Source organism: Gemmatimonas sp. (assembly GCF_044344655.1).
Classification (GTDB): Bacteria; Gemmatimonadota; Gemmatimonadetes; order Gemmatimonadales; family Gemmatimonadaceae; genus Gemmatimonas.
Genome location: NZ_JBIJCN010000015.1, coordinates 43989 through 56108, shown reverse-complemented (window position 1 = coordinate 56108; position 12120 = coordinate 43989). Strand labels below are relative to the sequence as shown.

Below are 12120 nucleotides of genomic sequence, written 5' to 3'. Positions count from 1 at the left end.
TCATCCTCGTCCCAGAAACGGTCGGTCATGATGACAATCTATCCGGGAATCAGCGGGGGAGGGTCAGCAGGGAGCGATCGCCGGTTGCCAGGGCGAGCGCTCCGCGAGCCGAGGCGACCTTGGCCTCCATTGCCGCCAGTTTGGCGGCCTCATCGAGCACCAGCCGTTCCCGGATGTTCAGAATGAGCAGGGTGCTTTCACCGTTCTCGAAGCGTACCTGCTCCGCGTCACGCAGCAGGCGCGCATTCCGCACGCTGCCCACCTGCCGCTCGAGGAGCCGCTCGAGATTGGCGAGATCGAAGATCGACGCGCGCACATCGTACTCCACGTCTCGCCGCAACCGATCCTGCTCGTACTCCTGGAACTCGAGCTTGGCACCCGTGGCGCCGAACTTTCCTCGCTCCTTGAGGAACAGCATCGGGACGGCCACCGTGAGGCCCGCCTTGTAGTTGTCATCGAGGCGGCTGCGATTGAAGAACGGCTGGTCCGCCCCGCGCTCGCCCAAGCCAGCCAGTTTGGCCTCGGCGAAGGGCAGCAGCCCCTGCGTGGCAAGAAGGCGCTCCGCCTCAGCCTGTTGAACCTTCGCGCGCACCTTGAGCAGATCGGGGTTCCGCTCCGTGGCCGTCTCGAGCAGGCGGTTGAGCTGCGTGGAGTCCAGGCCGCCGCGCCCAAGGCCGGTGAGCACGGGCGCCGCATCAGCGGGTAAGGCCGCCGGTCGACCCTCGGCATCCCAGACGTAGGCCGTGAGGTTGAGCGTGGCGATGTAGAACGCGGCCTCCGTCTCGTAGCGGGTCACCTGGCGGCGCTGCAACTCGAGCAGCGCCTCGATCGTATCGATCGGGGCACTCTCGCCGTTGGCCACGCGCTGGCGGATGGCGCGCAGGCGGAAGTCCGCCAGCCCTTCCCCCTCCACCGCGATCACGCGGCGGCGCCACGTCTCATACCACGCGCCGTAGTCTTTCGCCGCACTGAACAGCAGCTTGTTGAGGATGCCGATCCGTTCGGCATCTCCCGCATCCCGCGCCGCCCGGGCCTGACGCAGCGCCGTGCGCCGCTCGTCGGTGATGATCCGCTGTCCGAGCGGGAGGGAGATCCCTGCGGTGAACGTGCCGTCACCCGTCGTGCGCCGATCGGGATTGCTGTAGCGCCCCATGGTCCGATCGAACGCGAGGGTCACATCGGCGCCGATCGGGAGCGGAATCTTCATTTCGGCATCGAAGTACTTGAAGTACTCCGTGCCGCCGAAGCGCTTCTGATCCCAGGAGGCGACGAGTTTCGGGTCGAAGGCACCCCACGCCTGCCGCAACTCCGCCCGTGCCTGTTCCGCCACGAGCCGCGCTTGTTGCGACACCGGGTGGTTGGCCAACACGGCATCGACGAACGCGGGGAAGGTGAACGGCACGCCGGTGGTGTCGGCCGACAGGTCCTGCGCCGGGGCCGCCTGCAGCGGCGCCAGCGCAATACCCGCCGCGAGGATCACCAGGAGGTGACGACTCACTTCGTGCCTCCACCACCCTTGCCACCCTTCTCTCCCGCCACGGCATCGCCGGGGAGCGCATCGCCGGGCTTGATCGAGAGCGGGAAGCCGTTGAGCGTCCGCCAGATTTCCCAGCCCACCGTCACGTTGTCGAGCATCGCCCACCCTTCCACGCCGGTGCCGAGGCGCAACTGGGCCGGCCACGGCTCGTCGTGCGTGGTGTCCGGCACCAGCAGCACGCGGAACCGTCCGTCGCTGCTGGGGAACTGATCGATCACCACCACCTGTGCGCCGAACGTGCCCACCGCCACCTGCGGCCAACCGGAGATCTGCAGGGCGGGCCACCCGTCGAAGAACACGCGCACGTGCCGCCCCGGCTTGAGTAACGCCACGTCCATCGGTTTCACGTACAGCTCGACCGCCTTGCGCGGTCGCGCCGGCTGCACCGTCACGATCGGCTCACCGGCCTTCACGATTTCGCCCTGACCCGCCCGTGTGGCACGCACCACGTAGCCATCCTGTGGCGCCTCAATCACGTAGAACGAGTTGCGGATGGTGAGCGATCCGACCTTGTCACGGAGCTTGGCTACCTCCGAGCGCCCTTCGCTCACTTCCGACAGCGTGGCCGCGCGATCCGAGCGCGACTTGGCAATCTTCTCGCCGTATTCAGCCGGAATGCTCTGGAGATCGGTCTGTGTGATCAGCAGCATCTGCTGCTTCTCGACCAGCTTCGCGGCGGCGCTCTGCACGCGGATCTGGAAGGTTTGCAGGTCGTTTACCGATACCAACCCGAGCGTGTCGCGGAAGAGCCGCTCCCGACGGCGCAGCTGGTCGCGGGCCACCGAGTCTTCGAGGGTGGCCTGACGCACCTCGGCCTGATACTGCAGCACCTTGTTGCGCGTCTGCTGAACCTTGAAGTCCCGCTGCTGCTCGAGCTGCGTGATCTGCACGTCGAGCGCGGCCGCCTTGTTGAGCTTCTCGGCGATGGCGTTTTCCTTGGCGCTCTGCTGCTGCTGCGTGAGCGGCAGGACGTTGGGATTGAGATAGTCTTCCTTGATTTCGGAGATGCGGACAATCGAGTCGCCCTTCTTCACAAACTGCCCTTCGGCGACGAACCACGCTTCGATGCGTCCGTCGATTCTCGTCTGCAGTTGCTGCGGGCGGTCGGCTGGGCTGAGAGCGGTCACCATGCCGTTCCCCTGCACGTTCTGCTGCCAGGGGAGAAACAGAATTGCGAAGAGGACCGCGAGGATGCCAAGGAGCCACCGGGAGACGATACGTCCACTGTCGGCCCTGCCGAGTAGTACGGTCGTTTCGAGCGGCAGGTCCTTGAGTTCGCGTTCGATATTGATATCGGAGGCGGCCATGGGTCAGGCTCCGGTGGTGCCAAGAGGGTCATGCACGTATTCGTGCAGCAGGCTTCGGCAGATCGGATCCTTGCGCAGCTCCGCGAACGGTCCTTCGCGCACGATGGTGCCGTCGTGCACCACGATCACGCGGTCGAAGGCCGCGAGCAGCTGCGGATCGTGTGAGACGGCGAGGACCGTCCATGGGCGAGCACGGTCGGTGAGCAGGCGGACGATGAGTGACCGGGAGGCCGAATCGAGGTTCTGGAAGAAATCGTCGAACACCACCATGCGCGGACGACCCACGATGCCCTGTGCCACGAGGAGCTTGTTGGCGAGGTGCGCCGGCAGGTTGCGCGCGCTGTTGGTGACCTCCGTCTGAATGCCTTGTGGGAGGTGCTGAATTTCGTCCGTCAGTTGGAGGTCGTCGAGCGCCTCACGCACGTCGAGCGGCGTGATGTGTGCGCGGCCGACGCTCACGTTCTCCTCGATGGTGCCGTCGAAGAGGTCGGTCCATGACAGCATCTGTCCGATACGGGCACGCAGCGCTGGGCGATCAAGATCGCGCAGGGTGACGCCGTCGAAACGGATTGTGCCATCGTAGTCGTCGATGAGCCCGGCGAGCAGCTTGATGATCGTGCTTCGGCCGGAACCATCGATACCCATGAAGGCCACGCGTTCACCCGGTGCCACACGCAGGGACACGTTCGTTACCGATGCTCTGGGGGCTCCGGGGTATCGGTAGCGGAGATCACGCGTTTCGATTGCCACGCCAAGGCCAGGGGTGTGGATCGGCGCGAGCCCCCCTCGGCTCTCGAGGGGCAGGTCCGCCACGTGACCAGCCTTGTCGACTGACGTGAGCACATCGTAGACCGTGCCAAGGCTGCTGATCAGTTTCTCCACGCCGACAAGAACCGTCACGATCACTACTTCGGCCGCCACGAACTGTCCGAGCAGCAAGCGGTTGGTCTGTACCAGCGTCGCGCCGATGATCAGCACGGCCGCGGTGATGAACGTCTTGAAGCCAATCAGCGCGATGGTCTGCTTCACGAGCACCGCAAAATGCTTTTTGCGGTACTTCAGGTAGCCGGTGATCACATCATCCATGCGCTCCACGGGCAGCGTGGAATCACCGGCGTACTTGAAGGCATGGACGGCGCGTGCGATCTCCTCCAGCCAGTGGACCGCCTTGTACTTGTACTTCGATTCGACGATCGAGGTCTCGAGCCCCTCGGGGCCTGTCCACCGGATGATCAGATACAGAATGAAGATCACCACCACCGCGAACAGCGAGAACCACGGACTGTATACGGTGAGGAGAATCAGGCCGAACAGAATGGTGAGCAGTGCCGTCGGCACGTCGACCAGCAACTTCTGCACACCCTTCTGGATGGCGACCGCTTCGAACAGGCGATTCATCTGTTCAGGCAGGTTCTGCTGCAGCGACGCTGAGTACTTCATGCGCGGCACACGGAAGGCGAATTCGAGCGCCATGCGGGCCAACACCCGTTGTTGAATGCGTTCGACCACCTTGAGGATGCCGATCTGGAGCACGCCCGCCACGATCGTGCCGAGGATCACGAACGAGATGAGCACCACGACCGGCTGCAGGAAGAGCCGTCCCTGCACCAGCTGTACAATCCCGCCCACCGCAAGCGGCAGAATGAGGCTCAGGCCACCGGCAAGCGTGGCATAGAAGAACACCGTGAGAATCTCGCGTTTTTCACGCGCCAGCAGCGCAAGGGTACGCTCGATCGGTGTACGAGGCACTTCTCCGTCGCCCGGCTTCTCCGGGCCGACCGGGCTGTGGGGCATCGCATCGCCGTGCCCTGCGGTCGAAGACCGAAGCGCCATGGGGGCGAGGGCCGGGACGGTGCCGCTGCGCGCCAGCTGCTTACAGACTGCTTCAGCCAGGTTGCCGTCAGGCGCATCGATGTCCCACGACGTTCCATCCCGCGGAATCATGACGGCGCGCACGTGCCCGTCACCGGTGGCGTACAGCACGGCCACATCCTGCTCATTCGCAGCGGGCAGCACCAGCGGTAACTGGCGCTCGGCAATGGCCAGCCGGAGCTCGGCCAGTGACAGCTGCCGGTCGAGGTAGCCCACATCAACGGCACCGCCCACCGAGCGCAGACGGCCGGCCAGCGGATCCTGCGGCGAGACCTGACGCGTCAGTGCACGCCAGCGGGCCTGATCGACATCGAGGCCGAGGGCCTCGGAGATCAATTGATTGACGCGGGTAGCCTGTGCAGACATGCTCGCTGTGCAGGAACAAGGAGAGGGTGGTGGAGCCCGGTGCTGCCGCCGCGCTCACCCCTGCCTGCCCCTAATGGACAGCAGGGCGGAATGCTTCCCCAGCCGGAGTCGATGAACTCCGGCCGCGGGCTGAGACTATGGAATCAAGCGATAATTGCGACGCCGTCGCTCGGGATTCAAGGAGATGTATCTCAAAGAGTTGCTTAGATTTTCTGAATGTGTTCCATCGTGACACTTTTCGTACCCTCCGGCGTATAGTAGCGCATGCGTACTCTTCTTTTCCTGGCGGCTGCCGCGGTGGCCCCGCTCTTTGCGATGCCCTCCGGGCTGCAGGCCCAGAGCCGTACCGCGATTGACTCCCAAGCGCCCTCCGGCCAGGGCTCCTTCGGCGCCCATCTGCAGGTGACCGAGCCGAGCGGGTCGTTTGGCGAGAACACCGGCAACGGCTTCGGGTTCGGGGCGTATCTTCTGCGCGCCGTCGATGCCAACAAGATCCTGAACGTGCGGGGTGACTTCTCCCTCGTCTCGTATGCCAACAATCGGCGGCGGATTCCGATGGCGGGCACCGGTGGGCTGATCCAGCTGGACCTTCGCACATCGAGCAACATCGCCTCGGTGGTGGCAGGCCCCCAGCTGTTGGGCCCCTCGGGCGTGTTCACCCCGTACGCGACGGCCCTTGGTGGTTTTTCGGTGTTCTGGACCGAAAGCACGGTGGAGGGTTCGCAGAACGTCAACTCACCCTTTGCCAGCACCACCAATTCGAGTGATGCGGTGTGGGCGTACGGTGGCGCTGTCGGCGCGTACATCCGCGTGACGGAGGGGCGCACGCCGGTGCGCATTGATCTTGGCGCACGGTTTCTGCGCCATGACGACGTCCGCTACCTCACCGCCGAGCGTGTACAGCAGGCGTTCAATAGCAACAGGGCGCCGGTTCCGGCTCGTGGACGTGCCGACTTCGTCTCCTACTATGCCGGCGTCAACATGATCATCTTCTGACCTCAGTCGTCAAAATCGCGCCGACGCTCCTGCTTCCGCGCTCCCTGGCGCTTCTTCGAGGTGAGACGCTGCTCGATTGATCCGCGCGTAGGCTTCGTGGCGCGGCGCACGCGCGGCACGAGGAGTGCCCGCGCCACCAGCTCCCGGAGCCGCTCGAGCGCGGCGCGGCGGTTCTGCTGCTGGCTTCGATACTCGCCCGCCACGATCCGCACCGCGCCGTCGCTGTCCAGTCGTGAGCCGAGTTTGGCCAGCGCGCGTTCGCGTTGATCCTCACGGAGCGCGCGCGTGGTGCGCACGTTCCATTGTAGGGCGATCCGCGTGGCACTCTTGTTTACGTGCTGCCCACCGGGACCTCCCCCAGAAATTGCCTGCACCATGATCTCGTGCAGCGGAATGCGTACGCCCGGGGCAACGTCGAGTGCTTCATCACTCGGGCCGGGCATCATGCGCGGCATCGGCGCGCCTGCAGCGCGGCGCTGATGTCGCTCGGTGCGGGGCGTTGGGCGCTGTCTGGTGCGACAAACACCGCCACATACTCGTCCGGGCCGGTGCGCGTGAACGACCGCTCCCGATAGCCCACGGCCGCCAGTTCACAGCGCAGGAGCGAGGGGGGTGTCCCGTGCGCATAGGTGGGCCGCTCGAGGTCGAGGATCACGAGCGTTCCGCCCGGTCGCATGGCCGACGCCAAATTCCAGAGCAGTGCAAAGGGCTGCGCAATCTCGTGGTACATGTGGATCATGAGGGCCACGTCCACTCCGCGCGCCGGAAGTCGCGGATCGTGTGGCTCCCCTAACACCACACGCACGTTCGTCAACCCATCGTCACGGACACGACGCTGCAACAGGCCGAGGTACTCCGGCACGATGTCCTGACCATACACCGTCCCCGTTGCACCCACGAGCGGGGCAAGGCGGGCGACATAATAGCCATCACCGGCGCCGATGTCGGCCACCCGCTGTCCTTCACGGATCCCGGCAATTTTCGCTACGGTTGCGAATTCACCAGCGTCGTCACGCGTATCTTCGGCTGTCCAGCGCGGGGCCACGATATCGGCCACTTCGCGACGTGGCGCCGGAAACTGCGACGCGGGGGCACCCGGCGGGGCCGCCGGCCCTATGGTGTCCTGATGGACCGTCACCACGCCGGTCCCGCGGCCACGCGTAGCCCCCTCGGCGTTCGCCCCACAGGCGAACACGATGGCGAGCAACGTGGCCACACCCGCTGAGCTGAGCATGCGTCGTGTTGCAGTACTGCCCGTCATGGTGCCTCCACCGGTTCGGTGCGCCGGTGCACGCGAAGGGCCGCGACACGGCGTCCATCCATGGCGACCACCTCGAGTTCCCCCTCGGGATAGTTCACGCGATCACCCACCTTCGGCAGCCGGCCAAGGGCTGCGAACGCGTATCCACCCAGCGTGCTCCAATCCCCCTCGGGGATCGGCAGTTTATGATCGGAGCGCACGTCGACCAACGACATCGACCCCGCGAGCTCCAATACGCCCTCGAAGAGCAGGGCGTCGCGCGACAGTGGATCGTACTCGTCAGCGATATCGCCGATCACCTCTTCCACCAGATCCTCCATCGTCACGATGCCGGCGGTGCCTCCGTACTCGTCGAGCACCACCGCGAGGTGGGCGCGCGTGCGACGCAGGTCATCCAACACCCGCTCGGCGGCGCGGGTCGCGGGTACGAAGAGCGGCTCCCGCAGGTGGTCCCGCAGCTCGAACGACTCTGGATACTCCGAGAGCCAGAAGTCTTTGGCGAGAAACACTCCCACGATATCGTCGGCCGTCTCGCGATAGACCGGGTACCGGGAATAGCGTTCCCGCCGGAGGATGTCGACGAGCTCGGCGCGTTCCACGTCCTCCGCGATCGCGACCATGTCGGTCCGGGGACGCATCACGTCGAGTGCCCGTTTGTTGTGGAAATCGAACACGCCGGCCAGCATCGCCGAGTCGGACTCGTCGAGCGTTCCATGGGCGCGGGCCTGCATGACGAGCAGCCGGAGTTCCTCTGGGCTATGCACATGCCCGCCTTCCGAAGCGGGGGCGATGCCCATCCATCCCAGCATGCGATTCGCTGCGCCATTCAGCAGGCCAATGAATGGCGACATGGCTTGCGAGAAGAGCATGAGCGGCCGGGCCACGAGCATGCTGACCGCCTCCGGCTTCGCCAGAGCGATCGACTTGGGTGCCAGCTCGCCCAGCACGATGTGCAGGAAGGTGATCACGAGGAATGCCACGGCGATCCCCGCACCGGTGTGCACGGCGCCGGGGGCCGGGTCGACCCCCACGAGATGCAACGCTTTGTCGGCCAGCACGGCCAGCGCTGGTTCACCGATCCATCCCAAGGCGAGCGAGGCCAGGGTGATCCCCAGTTGCGTTCCCGATATGTAGCGGTCCAGCTGGGACAGGGCCCGTTGCACGACCGCGGCGCTTCGGTCCCCCTCGGCGGCCAATTGGTCGATCTTGCTGCGCCGCGCCGCCACCAAGGCAAACTCGGCAGCTACGAAGAAGGCGTTCAGCAGCACGAGCAGCAGCACGAACAGCAGCCGGACCGATACGGTGCCAAACGTCAGGTCGGGCTCAGGGGCCAACGGAGGGTCGACAAGCATGCAAGAAAGGAAACGAGCCGGCGCCTGATTCGTCAGGGTAGTGCGATCTGCAATATCCGCGAAAATGCGCGGGTACGGCAAAGTGCACGACCCCCGACTCCACCGCTGAGTGCGCTACCCACCGGCCTTTGCCCAGGATCCTGAACAGGAGCTGCTCGAGCCCAGGCGCGTGCTGCGCTGGGTGTGGCTGGGGCGGGGGGTGCTGTCCTGTGCCATCTTGGTGGCGGCCGTCTTGGTGTGGAACAACGCGGCCCCGGCGGACACGCTGGTCGCCACGCTGGCCTTCGCCGTGGCTATGCTTGCCACCGTCGGGTCCGTCGCGTACGCCCATATGGAGGAACGCCCCCTCCCCCTGGCGTTCGTCGCGGGCCAAAGCACCATCGACCTTCTGCTCGTCACGGCCGTGGTGCATATCACCGGCGGATGGAGCTCCCAGTTTGCCGCGCTGTACATCCTCGTGATTGCCAGCGCCGCGCTAATGCTTCCCCTGAGGGGAGGGATGGCCGTGGCGGTCGGCGCCTGCGCCTTGTACACCGCCGATGTGCTCTGGCTACGACCGGGCACCCCGTATGTCGGCATCGGGGTGCAGGCGGCGGTCTTCGCGGTGGTCGCCGTCGGTTCTGGTTATGTGGCGCTGCGCCTTCGGCAGGCAGGCTCCGGCCGGGAGGCACTCGCGCAGCAGCTCGTGAAGGTGCAGCTCGAAGCAGCCGAGATTCTGCGCACCATTCGCTCAGGCATCGTCACCGTCGACAGGCAGGGGCGCCTGTTGTACGCCAATCCCGCCGCAACCGAGTTGTTGGGGGTGGAGCTCTGCGCCCTCATTGGCAAGCCGCTCCTCCCTACGCTGCTCGGGGTGGCGCCCCAACTGGCCAACCTCCTCGAGCGCAGCGCCAGATACGGGGAGCGCATCGCGCGCGCTGAGGGCACCATCCACCGCGGCAACGACGACGTCGAGATCGGCGTCACCACCACCATCGCTGATGGAACGCGACCGGATGGTACGGTCACCGCCACGGCGATCTTTCAGGATATCTCCGATAGCAAGCGGCTGCAGGCGTTGCACATCCGCGCAGAACGGCTGCAGGCCGTGGCGGAACTCAGTGCCTCGTTGGCGCACGAGATTCGTAACCCACTCGCCTCGATTCGCAGCGCCACCGAACAGTTGGCGCGCCGTCGTCCTTCCACTGCCAGCGACGACGAGGACGAGCGCATTCTGCACGGGCTGATCGTGCGTGAAACGGATCGCCTGAGTCGACTGCTGGCTGATTTTCTCGATTTCGCGCGCACGCGCGTCGCACGGCTCGACCTCCTCGATGTGGGAGCGCTCGTGCAGACGGCGACGATGCTCGCGGCATCACACCCAGACCGGGGTCCCGGCGTGCAGGTCCAGGTCAACGTGGGGCCCGATCTCCCGCGGCTGCACGGTGACGAGGATCTGTTGCACCGCGCCGTCTTCAATCTTGTTCTCAACGCCATTCAGGCGGTGGATGCCGATGGACATGTGTTCGTCGATGTGGACCGGCGGGCGCCGGATGGCGTCGATGGGTCCTCCGCGTCGGTGACCGGAGACCTCATCGCCATCACCGTGACCGACGACGGGCCGGGCATCCCCGCGGCCCTCGAGGAGCGCCTCTTCGAGCCGTTCGTCAGCGACAAGCGCGGCGGGACCGGGCTTGGCTTGCCGGTCGTGCACCGCGCGGTCGAAGCGCATCGCGGGGTGGTCCTGGTGGATCGCTTACCCAAAGGGACGCGCTTCAGCGTGGTCCTCACGGGATCGACCCCTGAGCCGGCAGCCATTCCTCTCATCAGCAACCGGAACAACGGAGCCGCCCCGTGACCGTCATTGCTCCGGCCGCCGGCACGCCGCGCGTGCTCATCGTGGACGATGAATCGGGGATGCTTGATTCCCTGCGCATCCTGCTCAAGTCCGAGGGGTTCGCGCCCTTCACGGCCCACGGCGGGCGCCAGGGTATCGACACCATCGATACTCTCCAACCAGACATCGTGCTGACCGACGTACGCATGCCCGACGTGACCGGCGTGCAGGTCCTCAGTCACGCGCGGCAGGTGGATGCCGACCTGCCCGTCATTCTCATGACCGCCCAGGCCACGCTGCAGTCAGCGATGCAGGCGGTCAACGAAGGTGCGTTCTACTACATCCAGAAGCCGTTCCGTAACGACGAGCTCGTGGCCATCCTTCGGCGCGCCGCGGAGCACCGCCGCCTGCGCGTGGAGAACCATTCGCTCAAGGAAGAAATTCGTCGTCGCGACACGTGCGCGAGCGGGCGCCCGGTAGGGCGCAGCAAGTCGTGGATGGAGGTGCTGCGTCTCGCGGAAATGGTCGCACCCACCGACAGCACCGTGCTCATCACGGGCGAGTCGGGGACGGGCAAGGAGGTGATTGCGCGATACATCCACGAGCTGAGCGCGCGCGTCGATCGCAGCTTCCTGTCCATCAACTGCGGGGCGCTGCCGGAATCGCTGCTGGAGAGTGAGCTGTTCGGTCACGTGAAGGGCGCGTTCACCGGGGCCGTGAAGGACAAAACCGGGCTCTTTCCTGCTGCGGACCGCGGCACCTTCTTCCTCGACGAGATCGGCGAGACCACGCCGGCCACACAGGTCAAGCTCCTCCGCGTCCTGCAGCAGCGGGAGGTCATCCCCGTAGGGGCTACCGAACCCATCGCGGTCAACACCCGCGTCCTGGCCGCCACCAACCGTGACCTCGAAGAGGAGATCAAACGCGGGGCCTTCCGGGCTGATCTGTTCTATCGGCTCAATGTGATCGCCATGCACCTTCCCCCCCTACGGCAGCGAGCCGAAGACATCCCACTGCTGGCCGCCAGCTTCCTCGCGCGTTCGGCAGAGCAGCGCGGCGAACCGCAGAAGGTACTGGCCGAGGATGCCCTCGAGGCTCTTCTCGCCTACCGCTGGCCAGGCAATGTGCGCGAACTCGAGAATGCGCTGGAACGGGCGGTGATCTTGTCCTCGGGGAACACGATTCACGTGGACGCACTGCCCGAGCGCGTTACGGTGCGGTGCGCCGAGCCGCTGGTGAGCGAACGCACGCCGGACACCCCTACGCTCGAAGCAATCGAGCGGGCGTATATCCAGTGGGTGCTCCACACCGAGGGCGGCAATAAGAGCCGGGCGGCCGACCTGCTGGGCATCGATCCGTCCACCCTGTATCGGAAACTCGCCAGATACGGCGACGCCTGATCTCCGACGACTGACCACTCCACTCCGCCTCCCCTCGCTGTGACCGCGGAGGCAGGATGCGCATCGGTGCGTACTACCGGGCGGGTCGGCGTGGCAATGGTGCGACGCGCGGTCGCGCAAGGCGGCTTCTTGTGGACACCGTCTTGGCAAAGCCATTGCCACGACCGTGGGTGTTGAGCGCACGCCTCGTTCCGCCGCCTCAACGGACTCCCC

9 protein-coding genes are annotated in these 12120 nt (G+C 65.6%); 3 read left to right on the top strand and 6 right to left on the bottom strand.

All coding sequences use genetic code 11. The annotated features are described in order from the left end of the window. Positions 1-49: 49 nt before the first annotated feature. Genes ACIQ51_RS06295 through ACIQ51_RS06285 form a run of 3 tightly spaced genes read right to left on the bottom strand, consistent with a single transcriptional unit; the run spans position 50 to position 5082 of the window. The gene (locus ACIQ51_RS06295) at positions 50-1498 is read right to left on the bottom strand and encodes a TolC family protein (protein WP_396204170.1); all 1449 of its coding nucleotides are present in this window, start codon (positions 1496-1498) and stop codon (positions 50-52) included. Further along, on the bottom strand, positions 1495-2844 hold the full coding sequence (locus ACIQ51_RS06290; protein WP_396204169.1) for an HlyD family secretion protein: 1350 nt from the start codon (positions 2842-2844) through the stop codon (positions 1495-1497). Before ACIQ51_RS06290 ends, ACIQ51_RS06295 begins: the two co-directional genes overlap by 4 nt. A 3-nt stretch (positions 2845-2847) precedes the next feature. Further along, a complete protein-coding gene (locus ACIQ51_RS06285) occupies positions 2848-5082 on the bottom strand; it encodes a peptidase domain-containing ABC transporter (RefSeq protein WP_396204168.1) in 2235 nt (744 codons plus the stop codon). Positions 5083-5346: 264 nt separating this feature from the next. Here ACIQ51_RS06285 and ACIQ51_RS06280 point away from each other — a divergent pair, with 264 nt between their 5' ends. After that, positions 5347-6078 carry a hypothetical protein gene (locus tag ACIQ51_RS06280; protein WP_396204167.1) on the top strand — a complete coding sequence of 244 codons (732 nt, stop codon included), beginning with the start codon at positions 5347-5349 and terminating at the stop codon, positions 6076-6078. Between the two features lie 2 nt (positions 6079-6080). Here the strand turns inward: ACIQ51_RS06280 and arfB are convergent, their stop codons facing one another. The 3 genes from arfB to ACIQ51_RS06265 are packed head-to-tail and all read right to left on the bottom strand — an operon-like array spanning position 6081 to position 8691. Beyond that, positions 6081-6524, bottom strand: coding sequence for an alternative ribosome rescue aminoacyl-tRNA hydrolase ArfB (gene arfB / locus ACIQ51_RS06275; protein WP_396204166.1), 444 nt, complete (start codon positions 6522-6524; stop codon positions 6081-6083). Then, positions 6521-7339, bottom strand: a complete 819-nt coding sequence (locus tag ACIQ51_RS06270; protein WP_396204165.1) for a class I SAM-dependent methyltransferase — start codon at positions 7337-7339, stop codon at positions 6521-6523. Before ACIQ51_RS06270 ends, arfB begins: the two co-directional genes overlap by 4 nt. Next, on the bottom strand, positions 7336-8691 hold the full coding sequence (locus ACIQ51_RS06265; RefSeq protein ID WP_396204164.1) for a hemolysin family protein: 1356 nt from the start codon (positions 8689-8691) through the stop codon (positions 7336-7338). The genes ACIQ51_RS06270 and ACIQ51_RS06265 overlap by 4 nt, the downstream gene beginning before the upstream one ends. A gap of 109 nt (positions 8692-8800) precedes the next feature. Between ACIQ51_RS06265 and ACIQ51_RS06260 the strand changes: the two genes are divergently transcribed. Both ACIQ51_RS06260 and ACIQ51_RS06255 read left to right on the top strand, forming a co-directional pair. Then, on the top strand, positions 8801-10528 hold the full coding sequence (locus tag ACIQ51_RS06260) for a nitrogen regulation protein NR(II) (protein ID WP_396204163.1): 1728 nt from the start codon (positions 8801-8803) through the stop codon (positions 10526-10528). Then, a complete protein-coding gene (locus tag ACIQ51_RS06255) occupies positions 10525-11907 on the top strand; it encodes a sigma-54-dependent transcriptional regulator (RefSeq protein ID WP_396204162.1) in 1383 nt (460 codons plus the stop codon). The genes ACIQ51_RS06260 and ACIQ51_RS06255 overlap by 4 nt, the downstream gene beginning before the upstream one ends. The last annotated feature ends 213 nt before the right edge of the window (positions 11908-12120 follow it).